This window comes from Pseudoalteromonas sp. Bsw20308, from assembly GCF_000310105.2.
Lineage (GTDB): Bacteria > Pseudomonadota > Gammaproteobacteria > Enterobacterales > Alteromonadaceae > Pseudoalteromonas > Pseudoalteromonas fuliginea.
In genome coordinates this window covers 2,171,169-2,191,293 of the sequence record NZ_CP013138.1, presented here as the reverse complement: position 1 = coordinate 2,191,293, position 20,125 = coordinate 2,171,169, and the positions used below count along the sequence as shown (strand labels likewise).

General features: G+C 38.2%; 13 protein-coding genes. 10 read left to right on the top strand and 3 right to left on the bottom strand.

The window, feature by feature from the left end; genetic code table 11:
* Positions 1 to 383: 383 nt before the first annotated feature.
* The 6 genes from D172_RS09390 (at position 384) to D172_RS09360 (ending at position 8,172) form a co-directional block, all read left to right on the top strand.
* On the top strand, positions 384 to 3,155 hold the full coding sequence (locus D172_RS09390; protein WP_007378081.1) for a TonB-dependent receptor: 2,772 nt from the start codon (positions 384 to 386) through the stop codon (positions 3,153 to 3,155).
* A 73-nt stretch (positions 3,156 to 3,228) separates the two neighbouring features.
* Positions 3,229 to 4,782 (top strand): tryptophan halogenase family protein, encoded by a 1,554-nt coding sequence (locus D172_RS09385; RefSeq protein ID WP_007378082.1) that lies wholly within the window; start codon positions 3,229 to 3,231, stop codon positions 4,780 to 4,782.
* A gap of 22 nt (positions 4,783 to 4,804) precedes the next feature.
* Positions 4,805 to 5,527, top strand: a complete 723-nt coding sequence (locus tag D172_RS09380; RefSeq protein ID WP_007378083.1) for a SapC family protein — start codon at positions 4,805 to 4,807, stop codon at positions 5,525 to 5,527.
* Between the two features lie 221 nt (positions 5,528 to 5,748).
* The gene (locus D172_RS09375; protein ID WP_083503342.1) at positions 5,749 to 6,228 is read left to right on the top strand and encodes a hypothetical protein; all 480 of its coding nucleotides are present in this window, start codon (positions 5,749 to 5,751) and stop codon (positions 6,226 to 6,228) included.
* 28 nt (positions 6,229 to 6,256) lie between these two features.
* Positions 6,257 to 6,862, top strand: coding sequence for a DUF1287 domain-containing protein (locus D172_RS09370; protein WP_007378085.1), 606 nt, complete (start codon positions 6,257 to 6,259; stop codon positions 6,860 to 6,862).
* Positions 6,863 to 7,003: 141 nt separating this feature from the next.
* Positions 7,004 to 8,172 (top strand): IS3 family transposase gene (locus tag D172_RS09360; RefSeq protein ID WP_420713787.1). Its coding sequence is split into 2 segments (ribosomal slippage): positions 7,004 to 7,250 and positions 7,250 to 8,172, totalling 1,170 coding nucleotides; the frame shifts between segments, so codons are not numbered across the junction.
* Positions 8,173 to 8,322: 150 nt separating this feature from the next.
* Here D172_RS09360 and D172_RS09355 read toward each other — a convergent pair.
* Entirely contained in the window at positions 8,323 to 10,458 is a 2,136-nt protein-coding gene (locus D172_RS09355) for a multiheme c-type cytochrome (RefSeq protein ID WP_007376637.1), read from the bottom strand.
* An 825-nt stretch (positions 10,459 to 11,283) separates the two neighbouring features.
* Between D172_RS09355 and D172_RS09350 the strand changes: the two genes are divergently transcribed.
* The gene (locus tag D172_RS09350; protein ID WP_007376636.1) at positions 11,284 to 13,155 is read left to right on the top strand and encodes a sulfatase-like hydrolase/transferase; all 1,872 of its coding nucleotides are present in this window, start codon (positions 11,284 to 11,286) and stop codon (positions 13,153 to 13,155) included.
* A 393-nt stretch (positions 13,156 to 13,548) separates the two neighbouring features.
* Entirely contained in the window at positions 13,549 to 13,728 is a 180-nt protein-coding gene (locus D172_RS09345; protein WP_007376635.1) for a hypothetical protein, read from the top strand.
* Positions 13,729 to 14,144: 416 nt separating this feature from the next.
* Here D172_RS09345 and D172_RS09340 read toward each other — a convergent pair whose 3' ends face one another.
* Together D172_RS09340 and D172_RS09335 are read right to left on the bottom strand one after the other, a co-directional pair.
* Complete coding sequence (locus D172_RS09340; protein WP_007376633.1) at positions 14,145 to 14,759, bottom strand: GntR family transcriptional regulator; 615 nt, start codon at positions 14,757 to 14,759, stop codon at positions 14,145 to 14,147.
* Positions 14,760 to 14,931: 172 nt separating this feature from the next.
* A complete protein-coding gene (locus D172_RS09335) occupies positions 14,932 to 17,271 on the bottom strand; it encodes a hypothetical protein (RefSeq protein WP_007376632.1) in 2,340 nt (779 codons plus the stop codon).
* A gap of 321 nt (positions 17,272 to 17,592) precedes the next feature.
* Here D172_RS09335 and D172_RS09330 point away from each other — a divergent pair, with 321 nt between their 5' ends.
* The gene (locus tag D172_RS09330) at positions 17,593 to 19,188 is read left to right on the top strand and encodes an MFS transporter (protein WP_007376631.1); all 1,596 of its coding nucleotides are present in this window, start codon (positions 17,593 to 17,595) and stop codon (positions 19,186 to 19,188) included.
* The gene (locus D172_RS09325) at positions 19,185 to 20,123 is read left to right on the top strand and encodes a sugar kinase (protein WP_007376630.1); all 939 of its coding nucleotides are present in this window, start codon (positions 19,185 to 19,187) and stop codon (positions 20,121 to 20,123) included. The genes D172_RS09330 and D172_RS09325 overlap by 4 nt, the downstream gene beginning before the upstream one ends.
* Positions 20,124 to 20,125: the final 2 nt, after the last annotated feature.

Below are 20,125 nucleotides of genomic sequence, written 5' to 3'. Positions count from 1 at the left end.
TTGCGACACAGCACAGGCTCTGCATTGCCTAAAAGTCAAACATACTGCTGCAAATTCAGCCTCGAAAGATAAATTTAAATATCCTTATGGCTCAATATGTCGATAAACCTCTTAACCAGCGCCGCGAAAAATTAACTTTTATACCGCCTTTTTAGCTCACTAAATATTTATTCCCACTCATTCTTGAGCGAAAACTAAACGTTATTTGTAAAATAAATGGTCAATTTGTTTGACTTGGTTAGTTAAATTCCATTACTGTAAAGTTAATTGTTAACAATGTTATTTTAACAATGTTATTTTAACAATGTTATTTTAACAATGATAATGCCCATAGATAACCTGCTAATGGTTAAAAGTTATAAACACAATATTTAGGTGCAATAATGACTAACACACAATTCAAATTAAATGCGATTTGCGCGGCAATGCTGATAACTTCTCCAGTAAGTTACGCCGCACAGGAAAACGAGACAACTGTACAAAGTGATGTTGAAGTTATCCAAGTAACAGGTATCAGAAGCGCATTAAGTAAATCTGCGTCAATAAAGCAAGATTCATCAGGCGTCGTAGATGCTATATCAGCAGAAGACATTGGTAAGTTACCTGATACTAACTTAGCTGAATCGCTGCAACGTATTAGTGGTGTATCAATCGACCGTGCAAACAATGAGGGCAACCAAGTTAGTGTTCGGGGTTTTGGTCCTGGCTTTAATTTAGTAACCTTAAATGGTCGTCAAATGCCAAACTCTTCGGTTTTACAAGAAGCGGGAGTTTCTCGCAGCTTTAACTTTAGAGAAATCGCGGCTGAAAGTGTGTCGGGCGTATCAGTTTATAAAACGGGTAAAGCGAATGTAGCCTCAGGTGGTATTGGCGCAACCATTAATATAAATACAGCAAAACCATTTGATTTTGACGGTTTTAAAGCATTTGCAAATGCAAAGGCAATTAAAGACACCAGCTCAGAGAAATCAAACGTAACACCAGAAATTTCGGGAATGGTTAGCCAAACATTCGCTGATGATACGTTTGGTGTTTTACTTGCGCTGTCGCATTCAGAGCGAGAAAGTGGCCGAGAGCGCGTAGGTACATCGCAAGGTTGGGTACGTAACCGAGCAAATGCTGCCGGTGTTGATAGCAGTGCAATTGATACAACAGTTAATCCAACGGGTACTTATTGGGTACCTTGGACGCCAGAAATGGAGCGCTTTGAAACTAAGCGAGAACGCCAAAATGCGCAGTTGGTTTTACAGTATGCGCCTAATGATAATATTACAGCCACGCTTGATTACACGCTATCGCGCTTTGAAGAAACGAGTAATACCAATAAAATGGCGTTTTGGTTTGATAACCCAACAGGTACAACCGATGCCAACGGTACGTTAGTTGATATTAAAAATACTAACGATGAGCTAAATTTTTGGGCGTGGGAGCTCTACGAAGAAAAAGAAAACGATTCATTAGGCTTAAATTTAACGTGGCAAGCAAGCGATTCATTGAAACTTACGTTTGACGCTCATAACTCTACATCACACTCAAACCCAGATGGTGATACAGCTGAAACAATTGCAAATTTAAAGAATGTCCCAGGTTCGGTTAAATCCATCAGTGCTAACTTCTCTGGTGATATTCCGAGTATTGGGGTTGATGATTCAACATTGGCGGGTGGGGCTTACAACCCAGCTAATATTGTGTCAGATTTATATCAGCGCCGTGGTTATGAAATGAAAAATACCATTAAGCAGTATCATGCAAGTGGACAATGGGAGAATTTGAAGAGTGGGGCACTCAGCGCTATAAATTTTGGTGTAATGTATACCGATTACCAAATTGATACTTATCTTTCTGAGCAGTTCTCATTTGTGGATATTCCTCTAGACAACCTAGGGCTAACCTTTGATGAACAAGGTGACTTTGCTGATGAGTTTTCAGGTTCGGATCAGCTATTTCCATTTATTCCACGTTACAGTGCCAACGATTTTGTAGATATTGTCAGAGATGAAGGATTATTTATTGAGCCAAATATTTCTACAAATGGGGTTGAGGAGCAAACGCTCGCGATATATGTATCATTTGATCTTAAAACCGAATTTAACGATATTCCAATTGATATGAATGTCGGTGTGCGCTACGAAGACACCGATGTAACAGGTTATTCAGTCAAGCCTGGGGTTGTTGCTTTTAACTATCGTCATGCTGAAGAGCTTCGCCCTGTATTTGCTGCAACAGCAACACCGCAGGAGCTTGAAGGCGGTTATACACGTATATTACCAAACTTTGATATAAGCGCCGACTTAGATGACGGCTTTAAAACTCGTTTTTCATATAGTCGTACATTAGCTCGTGCAGGTATTGGTGGTATGTTCCCATCAACTACCATTAACGCCCGTCCTGAAGGACCGTTTAATGCATCGCAAGGTAACCCTAACTTATTGCCAATTACGTCAGATAACTTTGATTTCTCAGTTGAGTGGTATGGAGACGACGGAAGCTATGCATCAGTTGGTTACTTTAAAAAGTTTGTTGAAAACTTCATTGGTGCAGGCGTAGTGCAAGGCACGCTAAATGATGTAAATGGCGAGCCGTTACGCGATCCAAGTGTTAACCCCCGCCCTGGTTGTCCCGATAGTTCAGATACACCTAACCCAGCATGTTTAAGCCAAGCGACAGACCCGATTGTTACATTTGATATTGCAACGCCAGATAATCTTCAAAATCGTGAAGTAGATGGTTGGGAATTAAATGCGCAGTACATGGTGCCTGATACAGGCTTTGGCGTGGTTGCTAATTATACGATAGTGAATAGCGATGAATCGTTTAAACCGTATGATTTTGACCAAACAATTGCACTAGCAGGACTAAGCGATTCAGGTAATTTGGTCGGCTTTTACGAAAACGATGATTACCAAGTACGTTTAGCCTATAACTGGCGCGATGATTTCTTACTGTCTTTGGGAACTGAGCCTACATTTACAGAGGCGTATGGTCAGCTAGATTTTAGTTTTAATTACACCATTAACGACACCTTGGGTGTTAGCTTTGATGCACTTAATTTAACGAATGAAACAACACGCCGCCATGGTCGTTTTGCAGAGCAATTAGTATCTGCTGAGCAATATGGTCCGCGCTTTAGCATTGGCTTAAGTGCTAAATGGTAAGTTAGTTTTTGACAAATAATACAAAACGACAGCTCAGCACTGTCGTTTTTGCCTTTTAACTAAGGAGGTTGCTATGAACGATGATATTAAATCAATAGTAATAGTTGGCGGTGGAACTGCAGGATGGCTAAGTGCAGGAATAATTGCGGCGTATTTGCAAAAACATCACAGCAAAAAAATAAATATAACGCTGTTAGAGTCCTCAGATATTCCTACAGTTGGCGTTGGCGAAGGAACGTGGCCGACTATGCGCAGAACCCTTAAAGACATGGGTATTCGTGAAACTGAATTTATTAAAAAATGTAATGTGTCGTTTAAGCAAGGTGCTAAATTTGCTAAGTGGGTAACCGGAGAAAATGATGATTACTATTATCACCCGCTTGAGCTACCTACGGGGATGTTTGAAAATAATTTAGCCACCAGTTGGCTTAATATTAATAACGCACAACCTCCTTTTGCCCAGTATGTAAGTGCGCAGCAATCAATATGCGAAAGCGGATTAGCTCCCAAACAAATCACCACACCCGAATTTAGTGCAATAGCAAATTATGCTTATCACTTGGATGCAGGCTTATTCGCTACATTTTTAAAAAACCACTGCATTGATAATCTTAATGTTAAACACATTGTAGGCACTGTCGTCGGTGTAAACAATTGCACAAATGGCGATATTAAAAGCGTTAGCCTAAATAATAAAATAGAGATAGCAGGAGATCTATTTATCGATTGCAGTGGCTTTAAATCGTTATTACTAGGTGAGAACTTAGGGGTGGGGTTTAAATCTTGTAAAGATGTATTATTTGCTGATAGTGCGCTTGCCATACACATGCCATACAAAGATGACGAACCAATATGCTCGCATACTTTATCTACAGCACAAACATCGGGCTGGATTTGGGATATAGGATTACAAACACGCCGTGGCGTAGGGCATGTGTATGCAAGTAATTACATAAGTGACGATGAGGCAAAACAACAATTATTTGACTACTTAAATATTAATCAAGCGCAGCAAAGTAAGTATAAGGTTAAAAAGTTAACTTTTGAGCCGGGTCATCGAGAAAAGTTCTGGCATAAAAACTGTGTAGCCATAGGACTTTCTGCAGGCTTTTTAGAGCCATTAGAGGCATCAGCCTTATTACTGGTGGAGATATCCGCTAAATTTGTTGCAGAGCAATTTCCATACAATGAATGTCTCATGGCAATAACAGCAGAGCGTTTTAATCGTACTTTTAGCTACAGGTGGGCGCGAATAATCGATTTTTTAAAGTTGCACTATATATTGAGCAAACGTACCGATAGTCCTTTTTGGCAGGCGCATTGTTGCACGCAAACTATACCGCAAAGTTTAAAAGATAACCTAGCTATTTGGACGTTTCATACGCCAAGTGATAACCATTTTGATCATTCACAAGAAGTATTTCCTGCAGCAAGCTATCAATATGTGCTTTATGGTATGGGATTTTTAAGCTCAACAGAGCTACATAACAATCCAGACTGTTACTTTAAAAAGGCGCAAGCGCTGGTAAATAATAATTTGAGGCACACTGAACAATTACTTAAAAAACTGCCCACTAATAACGCATTATTGGAACAAATAAAGCAGTTCGGTATGCAGCAAATATAATAAAATTTTAAGAGCACGTATTATGGAAAATTCAGTATTACTTGATAAAAATACGCACAAAAACATTTATATAAAAACCGGCCATGGTGCTCAATATGGCGAAGCTATAAACTGCATTCCCGTTATTGCAGATGAGTTAGCTCAACTTGCATTAGACTACCCAGTCTATTTTATAAAAAATAATCAAACTGGCCAGTTTGAAATGTATGCTTTAACTGGCTTTGATGAGGGGCAAAACTTATTTTTACAAAATGATATATGGCATGCCACATACGTACCTTTACACTTACAGCGACAACCATTTAAGTTAGGAATAGGAAATAAACTTACTAACAAGACCGAGCAAAGAGATCTCGCTGTTACAATTAACGAACAACACCCAAGAGTAAATAATAGTGAGGGAACACGGTTATTTAACGAAACAGGGGAGCCAACCACATATCTAAATAATGTGAGTGAGCAATTGATAAAGCTTATGCATGGCGGCGAACGTACAACCGCTTTTATCAATACTTTACTAAAACACGATTTAATTGAAGCTGTGCAGCTAAACATCACTAAACCAAATGGCAAAACACAAGGCTACAATGGCTTGTATTCTATTGCCGCAGAGACACTACAGCAACTACCTGCAGAAACACTAAATATTTTGCACTCAATGGGTTATATACAAGCTTGCCATCTAATCTTATGTTCAAGCGGGCATGTTAAAAAATTAGTAAAATGGTTACACGATTTAAAATAGATTTTTTATTAATTAGCGTTACTTACCCCCACTGGTTTTACGTGTGCATTAGTTAATGCTGATACCGATGAAATAATAAATGAACTAGAACTGGACACGATTATAAGTTCACTTCTTAGGCTTTGGAGTTCGATTATTCGCCTTGGTTTTGGTATCATTTAACTTATCGGCTTGTATCGCAATGGGAAAGGTCAAGCCAATAAACATTGATGATTAAGAGAATGGACATGCTTGAGCAAATAGAACAATGGATTGATGCAACAAATATTAAATACAAAAATCAAAGAATTAGCTGTGAAAAATTTGCCAGTGAGTTTAATGGGTTTTATCCTACCGAATTTTTAAAAAATGCCTTTTACGTTATTGTCGATGAAATACCAAAACCTAATTTTCCTTTTTTGCGTGAAATGGGATTAGGCGATTTTATTGACATGAACGCTGCAGGCACCACATACAAAAACACTTATTACATGCTTCCTTACGTAGCTGATAATTTAGCAGTGCATTTTCATGAACTTGTTCACGTAGCCCAATGGAGTGAACTTGGCGCCGAGGCTTTTATGTTACGTTACATAACCGAAATTCAGCAGGTTGGTTATGATGCTGCGCCACTTGAAGTCATGGCGTATGGTCTTGATAAGCACTTTACAAATAATGGCAAGAAAATAAACGTGCCTGTATATGTGGCTCAATCGCTGTAGCTAACAAACACCTTTCAAAGGATTGCATATGACACGCTTTACTGTTTTTTTACTGAGCTTACTTAGTGTAAATGCCTATGCGGCATCGTTTGATGACGATATTGTGGCTGCGTTACTTGAAAGAACAACACATAACGTTACCTACGATGGGTCTTATCGCTCTATTGCTTATCCGGGTGGCGATGTGCCCGCTAATGTTGGGGTGTGTACCGACGTAGTTATTCGATCATATCGAATTTTAGGTATTGATTTGCAAAAGCTTGTGCATGAGGACATGCTAAAAAGCTTTGAGCTATATCCCTCTAAGCGTATTTGGGGTTTAACCAAACCTGATAAAAATATAGATCACCGACGAGTCCCTAACCTGCAAGTATATTTTAAACGGCATGGACAAGAGCTTACTAAATCTAATAACGCGAGTGACTACAAGGCAGGCGATATCGTCACGTGGATGTTGTCTGGTAATTTACCGCACATTGGTATGGTTATTAAAGAGCAAGATACACGTTCTGGTAGTCCGTTGATTGTACATAACATTGGGCGAGGGCCTGAAAAAAGCGATATCCTTTTTGCCTATAAAATTACAGGACATTATAGGTTTGTGCCTAAAAAGTACACAAATTCATTTAATTAAGTAATCTATTTTTTAGGCGATAAAATGGCGTTGTTGGTAATGTGTAAATTTTGTATCTTAGTTGTTAGGTGTTAAGTTGACGTGGTTTAATGGATTCGACTACCCCAGTTAAGAGATAATCAACTTAACTGGAGATCGATAATGACAAAACGTAAAAAGTATTCCAAAGAATTTAAACTTGATGCTATCGCATTAGTTGTTGAGCAAAACTACTCACAAGCAGAAGCCTCTAGAAATTTAGGGGTAAATCCCAACATGCTTGGTCGCTGGATAAAAGAAGCTGAAAATGATGATGGGCATGCTTTTAGAGGGAACGGTAATTTAACCCCTGAGCAAGAAGAGATCAGAGAGCTAAAAGCGCAAGTGAAACGCCTAGAAATGGAGCGTGAAATATTAAAAAAAGCGACGGTCTTCTTTGCCAAAGAAACGAAGTGAAATATTCGTTCATAACCCAATACAAGAAGACCTGGCCTGTGGCGACAATGTGCCGAATACTGGGTGTAAAAAGTAACAATTACTATAGTTATCAAAAGCGATTCTCAACTAAATCAGAGGATCCAACACATCAAGAAATGATTGATTGTGTCAAGGACATAGCGCACTTCAGTGATAATACTTACGGTGAAAGGCGTATTCAGAAAGTCTTAAATGCACTCGGTTTTCCGGTGAGTCGTTACAAAACAGCACAGCTAATGAAAGAGGCAAATGTCTGGGTGCGTTATAAAAAGAGATACAAAGTGACAACGAATAGTGAGCATAATAAGCCTATTTATCCCAATGTACTTGAGCAAAACTTCAACGTTGAAGCAGCTGATCAAGCCTGGGTACAAGATATCACTTATGTTTGGACTGCAGAAGGTTGGTTGTATCTGGCGGTAGTGATTGATTTATATTCGCGCAAAGTCGTTGGTTGGAGCATGGGCTCACGAATGAAAGCGCAGCTTGTCTGTGACGCACTGACTATGGCGATGTGGCAACGCCAGCCCAAAACAGGGTTAATTATCCATTCAGATCAAGGGGTTCAATATGCAAGCCACCAATATCGTAAATTGCTCAAGTCAAATGACTTCATTGGTAGCATGAGTAAGAAAGGCTGTTGCTGGGATAATGCTGTTGCAGAAAGCTTCTTCGGTAGTTTGAAGCAAGAGCGCGTGCATTGGAAAAACTACCCAACGCGTTATGAGGCTCAACAGGATGTAATGAATTACATCTGTATGTGGTACAACAGTCGTCGCTTACATTCGTACTTAAATTATCAAAGCCCAAATGACTTTGAAGAACGAATCGAAACATTAGATATGGTTTCTTAACTAGGGTGACTGAATTTAGTTGACCACGTCAAGTGTTAAGTGTTAAGTGTTAAGTGTTAAGTGTTAAGTGTGAATTTTGCTTATGTAATTCTGTATTTGAGTAATAGATAATTACTATATTACATAAGTTTCTCTTTTACAGAGGGAAACTTACTTTAACTGCTTAAAAAATTGATAACCTTCTGCATTTTGCAGCTTTTGAGTAAAGCTCATACCTAAGTTTTTTAGCTGGACTGCATTATTATAAGTACTAATTTTAAGTTTTAACTCACTCACGGCCTGCGCTGTTGCGCCAATGCTATCAAGTGCTAAAAAGTACAAGTAAGCGTATTGCACGTTGTTACTTTCAAGTCCCATTGCGTGTTTGAACGAATTAACAGCTGCGGATTTGTTACCACTTCTAATTAATGCCATACCGTTTGCATAATGCAGCGGCGCAGAGGTAGCTACTGCCTTTAAACCATTATTAAGCACGCTTTGCATTTTTTCTGTTTGGCCAAGTCGGTAATAAATGTCGGCTAAATTCACATAGCTTGCATCAAAGTAAGGGTCAACGCTAATGCCTTTTTGTAACGACTTTATAGCGCCGTTTATATCTTGTTTATTAAGCGCGAGCATACTTTGATTTATACTCCCTTCACCACGCCATGTATTTACGTTATTAGCATGTGCCAGCTCTATAATGGATTCATTAAGCCCTGTGAGTTGGCTCTGCATTTGACTTAGGTTTTGCGCTGCAGCAACACGCACCGACTTTAATTCGTCGGTTAATAGTTGCTTATAGCTTTTTAAGCGCTCTGCTTCGGGCAGCAAAAAGCCTACTTTAGCAATCGCCAAGCGAATAAGCGGAAGCGGTGAATCAACCCAACTTTTTACTGTGGCATCGTTTAGCTCAGCCCCTGAATTGCCTAAATAAGCAATCGCACTGGCGCGATCTATTTCGTTTAACGAAAAGTCATTAATTAAGCTCATATGTGCATTTTGCGATATGGCTTTTAATGAGCGCAACTCAAGCATACTGTGCTCGCTTGCACTTAATGCCGGTGTTTTACCATGCCATTTTTCAAGCGTGCTTGCTGCCCATTCGTTTGTTTGACCGTCGTGGCATTGCACACACGCATTGGGTGTATCGTATTTTATTGATATATCAGGGCGAGGAATTTTAAAGCTATGGTCGCGCCTGTCATCAACGCCCATGTATCTGTTGGTTGGCATATGACAGCTAACACATTGTGCACCGGTTGATTGTTCTTTATGACGATGATGCTCGGGTTTGTTGTATTCACTGGCACTGTGACACTGCAAGCATAGCCCATTCGTTTTTGTTTTAACTTTCATAGTGTGTTTATCGTGGCAGTCAACGCAGTTAACACCGGCTTTGTACATTTTACTTTGTGCAAAAGAGCCAAACACATACACTTCTTCTTTAATTTGGCCATCGGCGTGATACAAATTAGGTTCTAAAAATGAAGGACTAAATTGGTCCAAAAACGCTTGGTTGTTATCAAAACCATCAGTAAGCGGGCTTCTAAGCGAGTGGCACGCATAACAGCCTTGCATAAAGCTGTTATCGCGGGGCTCACCTTGCCAAGTAGCAATTTTATTATCGCCGATAATTTTCCACTGCGACATATTGGTTGGGCTTGTTTGAGCTGCCTTTATGATTTTTTTAGTTTTATGTTCGTCCGTTATATTATTGTGGCAAGATTTACAGCCCACATTTATATTTGAAAAGTGCGTATCAAAGTTTTCTTTTTCAGAGCTGTAATTGCGTTTTAAATTATCTGAGTGGCAATCGGCGCACATGCCGTTCCAGTTTTGTAAAGGTTGCAACCAATGGAGGCGGTCGTTGGGTTTTACATCCTCGTTAGCATAGTTTGCATACCAACGCTGCCCGCCAAGTGCTTTGGCGCGACTATCCCATGCAAAAGGAAATACTTGGTACTTACCTTTTTCAACTTCAATTAAATACTGTTGCAGCGGGTCAAAGCCAAATACATAACTTACGGTGTACGTTTTTTTAGTGCCTTGCTCAGTCAAATCAATTAAAAAGGCATCTTTTTCTTTATAAAACACGGCTTTTTGGGAAAAGTGGGTAGTAGTTACATTATTAAAATCCCCAAGCACGGTATCTTTATTGGCTAAAGCCATTGAACTTGCATGGTCTGATTGTTTCCAATCGAGGGTTTGTTGTTGATGGCAAGACTGGCACTCATCGTTTGCACTAGCTGAAAAACAGCTGCATAAAAAAAGAATAGCAAAGAGGCTCTTTATTGTACTTATCATTTTGGACTCGATCCATAGTCTTTATTTATATTAGCAAGTATTAAATTTTCGCTTGAGATTTATTCATGTATTTCATTGCAATCAACAGAGCTTGTTTTGGTAATAGCTGAAAAGTGACACTCGCCGTTATCAAGCCGTGTATAACTAAAACAGTTATTTTTAAGTTAAACTTTATAATATTAGTGGTTTTATTTGGATATTTATTGATGTTTTAAATCCTGACCACACTTGCAACCCTTATCCAATACTCAATTCCTAGTGATTTGAAATAGTATGACCCTAAATCTTAATTAGTTAAAATTGGAGTTTTATTTAACCATTGATAAAAGTGTCGTGTTAATTGTCAACAATACCAAAAGAGCATCAAATAATAAACTACATTAGCATTAATATTTACGAGTAATTAGATATTACATAACGTGGCGATGCAGCTTTATAAGTTACTTTTTATTATTTATGCGCTCAACCTCGAATAAAACAAGATTCTGTCGTTATTTAATGGGTAAAACACTATGAGAAACAAAACTAGATAATGAACCCAGACTTCAATTAAAGTAATTCAAGAATAACGATAAGCACTCTCTTACTATGAAATGCAATCAGAAAATTCTTCAAATGGAAGTTGCCTAAATAATGAGAAAGTAAGAGGAAAAGTTTTACCCAGTTCAATGTCGACTGTTACACCGGCTATATACATAAACAACGCAAGGAGCTTGAGCCCTGCGAGATGGTATGAATTTTACACTAAAATATGTTGTTTATTGTTAACAATTTGTGTTAGCTTAATTTCACGTGATTGTAAAAATACTTTTTTAAGGTAAAACTATGGCTATCCATTTATATGATCGAAATAAAATTTTTAAGTTAATTGTATTTGTATGTGGGGTTTGTACTTTATTGCTCAGTGGGTTAGTGCAGTCCAAACAGCCTAATATATTATGGATTATTACTGACGACCAGCGACCAGATTCTGTATCGGCCTATAATCAGGCGGTCTATGGGCAAAACAACAGCCCGTTAGGGTATGTTGAATCCCCGAATATCGACAAATTAGCTGCTGAAGGCGTGTTATTTACCCATGCTTTTACCAACTCACCGGTTTGTGGCCCGTCGCGAGGTTCAATGCATTCAGGACGATACCCGTTTCGAAATGGCCATTATGCTTTTGAGTTAACGCATCAAAACCCTGATTTTGTGAAACCGACTGTTTCTGAGGTGATGAGAAGCAATGGTTATACTACTTCTACTTTTGGTAAAGAAGACCATTATATTTATAAATGGGGTCCCGGGCAGGGCTTTCACAATGCTCAGTTATTTGATGTAAAAGTACACTTTAAAAATGATTTACAGAAAAATGGCCTAGGCGATTTATTTACTAAAGCGCAATATGATGAAAATTATAATGTAATTGGTACTACTGAAAACGTACTTTATCCCGATGGTACACAACGTAAATACTATTTAAAACGAAATAATGCAGAATTGACCACTGAAGATATTGCGCAAAAAAAGCTTACGGACAAAGAGTTTGATATTTTACGTGCTTATACTCGCGGTAATACGGATCTAATCCTTGGGGGAGAAAACCCCAAACCAGCTGGTGAAACAATAGATGCCTACATAGTTAAAGAGTTCCAACATTATTTGCAAAATGCAAATACAGAGTATTCCTCTTTATGGGGTAAAAAAATGCAAGGAGCTAATAGCGCTGTGCCGCAGTTTTTACATTTAGGTTTTCATTTACCTCATACGCCAGTACTCCCGCCCAAGTCATTTCGTGACAGGTTTAAAAACAAACAATATAAAGTACCAAGCTTTAATGAGTCAGAGTTAAAAAAACTACCTAAACAATTATTAGGTATTTACGAAACTTCAAAAATGAAAGGAATGACAGACGCAGAAATTCAGCAAGCGATTCAAGATTATTATGCATTTTGTGCCTACGGAGATTTTTTAATTGGTGAAGCTGTAGAGACCTTTAAGCAATACAGTAAAAAGAATAATCAAGAATATGTGATAATTTTTACAGTTGGAGATCATAGCTGGCACCTTGGTGAACAAGGTATGGAAGCAAAATTTGGCCCTTGGCAACAATCTGTGGGTAATGCGGCTATTGTAGTTGCTTCTGATAAGTCACTACTTCCTGCTAATAAAATTAATTCGGATTTAGTTGAGTTTGTCGACTTTGCACCAACAATTATGGCTGCGGGTGGGGTAGATGCAAGTGAGCCACAATATTCATACTTAGACGGTGTCAGTTTGTTTGATGTTTATAATGAATCTATACCAAAGCGTGAATATGTACTGGGTGAGATTAACGTTATTGTAGGCCCAAGAGCGTATTTACACAGCAAACGATTTCGTTTTTCTATGCGAACTCGGCCATTTAGTAATATTAACTTAAAGCCAAGCCAGCTCGGTAAAGATTTAAAGTGGGCGCTAACGGCACCAGCTGAAGACGTTGAGATGGCCTTATATGATTTAGACAAAGACCCAAAAGAACAGAATAATGTAGCCTACGACAAGCACTATGCTGGGCTTGCTAACTGGTTTAGGAATAAATTAGGTAATATTGTGTTAGGGGATAATCGCATTGAAGTTGATTGGAGTAAGGCTAATAGTTACCATTTGAGTGATTTCGCAGTCGGAGCGGATGATAAAAAATTAAATATTCCTAGACAGCTTATTCCTCGCTAAATAAGTAACTTTCTGTGCTAGAGAAAATGGTGTGAGGCGTTTAAAAGCCTCACATTCGCGCAGCGTCTCTTAACCTCTTTTGTGAATAATTCAGTAAACTTTTTGTATAAAGAGCAGGGAGTGAGAAGTAAATGAAGGAAGCTTAGTGCTTAGTATTGGCATGCTAAAATAATCGATAGTCTAAAACGAATATTATTAAGTGATGGAATCAAAATAGCAACTCAGTGATGGTTGAAGCATCAATAACAAGAATTTGGCTAAATTAACTAAATTTTAGTTATTATGCTATTTATTAGTTTGAGTAGCGCTCTATAGGCCTTGTTTTAAAAGGAGTGGATAAGTGATTCAATTTTTGCTCATTAAAATCACTCTATTCATTTAACAGGATAAAAAATGAATAAATCACTTACGGCTATACTTTTAATTGCTTTCTCACTCTTGCTCTATTCACAATTTAAAGAGTTAGCATATAAATTTGGATTTGCGGAACTGAAGCTGGTTGCTGTGTTAGAAAACTCAGACAAAATGAAGTTAAGTGTGATGCCTACTCACTTGGTTTTTTTGATGAAATAAAACTTCAAAATAAATATCAAAAATGTATTGATGTGTATCAAGCCCAAGGTTATGAACTCATCAGTAGAAGTTATAAGGAATAGGTATTAACACTGGACTATCAGTAAAAAGGTGGCCCTTTTATTATCTTCTTAAACTTAACACACCTACCTTTATATGAGGGCAAAATGGGGTCGCACTTTGTCTTTTGCCATTTTCTCATTTGTATTGCAGGCCGTGTAATAAGATAAGCGGAGATGCATTGAAAGTAGACCCGTCAGTCTGACACAGCTTTACTATTTATTTTTAAAACGCCTGCTCTTAAGCGTAGCGCCTCATAATCTCTTTGTGAATAATAACTCAAAGGGGCTTCCGTTGGCTTTAAAACTGCAAAAGCCGCTTTGCAGCGGCTATGATTCAGCATAAAATTTATTTCATTACTTAATATTATGTTTTACAGCCTTAACTGCTGCTGTGCTATCTTGTGCTTTTAGTGCTTCTAAAATAGCACGGTGCTCGTTTACACATTCAGAACTTGAAGTAATTCGCTTATAGTTTAAGCGCATACGCATTACGTACGGGTACCAAATATTAACAAGTTCTTCGCCACCAGCTTGGTATATTAAATACTGATGAAACGAAATATCAATTTTAGTTACTTCGGTATAATCTTCTCTATCTAGAGCGTCTTCTAAAGACGCTAAAATACTCTCAAGTTCAGCAATGTTTTGATCAGTTAAATTACCGTTTAACTCAGTTATTGCATACTCTTCTATGCTGCGACGAAGTTTAATCATTAAACGTTGTAGCTTAGGCTCTAGTACGCTGTTGACTGATGCGCCGCAATTATTTCGCGAAATCAACAGACCTTCTTTTGTTAATTGCAAAATCACATCTCGAATTGGACCTCTAGAGAGACCAAAGCGCTCTGCCAGCTCTTTTTCATTTAACTTAGTTTGTGGTGGCATTTCACCAGAGATTATATCTGAACGTAATTGTTCAGCGATTTGATCTTTTACAGACAAAATTTTTGTTGCTCTGTTACCAGCCATATTTATTCCTAGATTTAATTTACTTTATGTGACCTTAGCTACGGTTAAAAAATAGTCGTTATTCGAGTTAAGATCATGTACTTACCTCAGTGTATATAAAAAAAAAGGAATGGTCTATTGTTAACACATTACAACAGACCAATAAATGTACAATTAAATGATGAATGTGCAATTATTTTTTAAATCGTCGCTCATACATAGACTCATTCATCGCTTTAGCGGCTTCAATCATTTCAATGTAGGGTCTATCAGTGACACTTATAAAGCCTACGTTATAATTTTCGCCATCGTAAGCTCTGCCTGTAATCGGAGAATCTATATACTGAAACCAATGAGCACCTATAAAGTAGGGGTTTTCGATCACTGAGTTCATATAATCGGTATACATATTTGCTCTGTCTTGTTGATTAGCAGCATGTATTAACCCAGGATGAAATAATCCTGAATCAGATGAACCAACATGAAACTCACCAATTATAGCGGGTTTGTCAAATTGTGATAAAAACGCCCACTTGTCATCCCTTAGACCTTCTTTGTATGCGTTAAAACTTATTACATCAACATATTTAGCCGAGGCTTTAACAACTTCTATAGGCATGCCCCAATCAGGAAAACGCGCACCTAAATACATATGATTTGGTAGGTATTTATCCATAGCGGCATTTACCACACTAAAGTACTTATCAGCATAGGCGGTGAGTAATATAGAAAAATCGACAAGCTGCTCTTCATTTTTTATATCAACCGTTACACCTTTGTCAAACTCAACCCATGAGGCTAAGTTTAAGTGCCATACCTTATTAAGTTTAGCGACATCAGTATATTTTTCTTTCATTAAGCGAGAAAATTCAGCTTTAGTAGGCACTGTTTTAGCATCACGGCCTAATGTGTTTATTACAATACCATAATGGCTTTTAACAGAATCAGGGCGGCCAAAGCTTTTTTCGTTATCAATGAATACACCTACTGCCCAAGGCGAATTTTTAACTTCTTTTGCAACAACACTAACGGTTTCGTTAGCACGCACTGTAAATTCAGGGTCGAATACATCCGGCATGGCTCCCCAAAAATCGTTGCCGCTTGATACGGTTTTAAAATCACCTATAATCCAACCATTGGCAAAATAGGGCACTTTTTGATTATCGTAGTAGCTCGGATCTGTCCAGTTGCCTAATGAACTAAAGCCCCATGTAATCATTCTATCGAGGGTAACTTCTCGCCATTTTTGCATGTAATCTGCATTATTTTGACCATATTTGCGTTCTAAATTAGCAGCGTAGAAGCTATATGTTTCACCGTGTTCTAACGGACCCGAATGCGCACTTTTACGATAGCCAAAATGTTTACCGAGTGGATCGCTATAATCAGGTAGCCATTCAAATAAATTTTTACGCACTTGTGACGCTACAAAGCGGCTTTTAAGCGCTTCTTTATTTACTTGGTTTAAACCTTTTGAATCCTCAGGTGTTACACCTGCATCAGCTGGTTTAGCTAACAACGCTTGATCAAAATCGTAACCCGTCAGTGTTGTTGAGTTTGCAAGACGAATAATATCAATGCCAGTTGCAAGATATAAATAGCCATCAGGGTCGACTAATGACCATTTATCATTGTATTTAGCCGTTCTAAAATAACCAGTCGCTTCTAATTTTGGACCTTCTGCCCAGCCACCAAAGCGTGAGCGATTAGTAGGGCGTTTAGAAAGTAACTGTGTTGCTTCTTGTTTTTTGTCGCTCAATAGCTCGGCTTCTGAATGTACTTTCCCTGCAAATTCTTGTTTTGCATTTTGGCCAAATTCATCAACAATTTTGGTTAAAAAAGCGGTATTAAATTGAGGGTTTTTACGAAGTGAAATAGATTTTATTGCCAGCTCTTTGTCATGTAATGTACTTTGCACGCTAATTGCTATTTTAGCGATGCCTTTTAAGTTGAGATTTTTTTTACCCCACATAGAAATAAACTGTACCTCATCAGACTCCCACGTATCTGGGTTAGAGCGAAGACCAGAAGTAAAGTTAAGTTCTACATTTTCTTTGCCATCGGGCGTTGCAAGGTCGTGGCCGTCAAGTTTTGCGTAATACGTGTTGTATCCACCTACCGGCACATTAACGCTACGCGTATAGTTAGCACCGTCAATATCGGAGATATCTAAATAAATTTGTACAGAGTGTGTTCCCGGGTTTGCCAATTCAAAGGCAAGATTGAAATCATTAAATTCACTCCAATCCCAAGGTTTTTCCGGTGAAAAAACAATACTAGCGTACGAGTTTTTCTTAGATTGAAACTGTACATTTAAAACCGAGTTTTCATTTTTTACTATAGCGGAATTACTTTGGTAATCAACAGACGTCGCTGTATGGTGAGTGTCATCTGCAAATAAATACATTAATGTATTAGTAGATTTAATCTGTACGGCATCTGTTGTGGGGCGATCAACTTTAACGTCTTCTTGATTACAGGCACTTAACGCAAGCAAGAGCGATGTGAGGAGTATGTTCTTTTTATATGTCATTGCTGTTTAACCTTTAATTACAATTTAACATACCATACATTAAAAAAACAAATTTGAAAATTGTTAACAATGTGCAATTTTGACTTTTTAGAATATACACCAGTAAGGTAATGATTTTATTTAATTATTTTTTTATATTTATTACAAAACAAATGAACATAAAGTAACGTTCTTTAAAATATAGGTTGCAAGTATATTAATTTTAAAATACTCTCGAAATCACCCCTATGGTTAATTGTTAACAATATATGGTTTGGCACAACCCCTTACTTTATTCTCTACATAAAGTAACACACAATAACAACAAAGTTGGATTGAAGTATGAATGGTAGTAAACGTAATGTGTTTTTCTTTGCATTTATTGTCGCCTTTGGTGGCTTTATATTTGGATTAGACGCTGCTCTTATTTCAGGTACGGTTCGTTTTGTATCGGCAGAATTCAATTTATCAGACATTCAAATTGGCACAGTCGTGAGTGCACCTGGTTTTGGTGTGCTATTTGCTTTAGTCATTACCGGTTACATATGCAATATGTTTGGCCGAAAAAATACTTTAATAGGCATTGCGTTTATATACATACTGTCGGCAATTGCATCGGTTTTCGCGCCAAGCTACGAGCTATTAGTTGCTGCTCGTTTTATAGGTGGATTAGCATTCACGTCTTTATCGGTCGCTGCTATGTATATAGGTGAAGTTGCACCGTCTAAGTACCGTGGTAAATTAGTGTCTATGATTCAAATAAATATTGTTGTTGGATTATCCGCAGCGTATTTTGCTAACTACTTACTTGTTGATTTAGCTCACAGTAATTTTGAATGGGTAACACAGTGGAATGTGCAAGATAATTTATGGCGCTGGATGCTAGGCGTTGAGATTGTTCCTGCTATTTTATGGTTTTTATTATTATTTACTATTCCTCAAAGCCCGCGTTGGTTAGTTATGAAAGGCAACGAAACACGCGCTATAACTATCTTGCATCGTTTAAATAAAAATACTGAATTGGCCCAAGAGCAACTTAAGAGTATTAAAGAGAGCTTGGTTGATTACAGTGAAACAGGTGGGTATTTTTCTTCATTTAAACAACTACTCGAAAGTCGTGTTCGCGCCGCTGTCATTATTGCTTTTACTATTGCTATTGTGCAGCAAGTGACGGGGATTAACGCCATAATGTTTTATGCTCCAACGGTGTTTGAACAACTGGGAGTCGGCACTGATGCGGCTTTTTTTAACGCTGTTTTAATTGGTTTAGTCAGTATTGTATTTACTGTGGTAGCTATTGCTTTGATAGATAAGTTAGGCCGCAGACCCCTTGTTATTTGGGGATTAGCAGCTGCAACAATTAGTTTGTTTATGTGTTATTTAGGCTTTAGCCAGGCAGAATATAGTTTGTCGGCTGAGGATATAGCCTCGTTTTCAGCGTTAAATTCTATTACAGGACTGGAGCATATAATTGGTACTGTGTATCACAGTGATATTGAATTTAAGCAAGCACTAGCGAGCGTACTTACTGCTTCACAACAGCAATTATTTGAAAGCGATTTAATTTCACGCGCAGCAACTATAAACGCGCCACTTATATCATTTGGTATAGCGGGCTTTATTGCAGCCTTTCACTTTTCGATTGGGCCAATTATGTGGGTGATATTTTCTGAAATATTCCCGACTCGTATTCGAGGTGTGGCCATTCCTACCTTCGCATTTATTGCCAGTGTAATTAGCTATTTTGTTCAGCAGTTTTTCCCATGGCAGCTAAGTAATTTAGGCGCTGCAAACATCTTTTTACTTTATACCGTATCGGGTGTTGCCGGCTTTGCATTGCTATTTAAGTTTATGCCAGAGACTAAAAATAAATCGATAGAAGAAATTGAAGTCTACCTAGAAGGTCTACACGCTAAAAAAGTACAGGAGGGTGTGTGAGTACTTTAGTCGCTATTGGTGAATGTATGGTCGAGCTAGTACCAACAGGTATTAGCGAATGTAAGCAGTCTTTTGCGGGCGATACTTACAATGCTCTTGTGTATGCAAAGCGTTTTGCAAACACACTAAATTGCGCGCTATTTACAGCTGTAGGTAGCGACGTACTGAGTGCCAATATGCTCAAATGTTGGCAACAAGAAGGTATTAGCACGCAAAACGTGATTACAACAGCAGACTATAACGTGGGTATTTACGCTATTTCAACGGATGCTGATGGTGAGCGAAGCTTTGATTATTGGCGTAATCAATCAGCAGCGAAGCATATGATGAGTTTATATACTCAAAAGCCATTTAATTTAGGTTTGAAAGAATCAGACTGGGTGTTTTTCAGTGGCATTAGTTTAGGTATTTTAGATGATGAATCTAAACAAGGTTTACTCACATTATTAGCTGATTTTAAAAAACAAGGCTGCACAATTGCGTTCGACCCTAATTATCGCGCGCGTATGTGGCAATCAAAAAGCCACGCTATTGAATGGCTAGAGCGTGCTTATGCGCTTAGTAATGTAGTTTTACCAGGTCTTGATGATCACCGTGTGTTATTCGGTCATTCAAGCAGTGCAGAGATTGTTAAGTACTGTACACAATTTGATATCGACGAAATTGTTATTAAAGCTGGTAGTGCCGGGATGCAGGTTTATTGCAAAGATGATCTTAAAGCGTCATGTCCGTTTACACCCGCTGCAAAGCAAGTTGACAGTACAGCGGCTGGCGACTCATTTGCGGGAACCTACTTAGCCGCCAGAATGTGCGCACAAACCCCTCAAAATGCATTAGAAATGGCTGACAGTGTTGCCTCACAAGTTGTGCAGCATCAAGGCGCGATTTTACCTCTTGACGTATACCAGTCGCTAAATATAAGCCTAGGTAAGTAAGG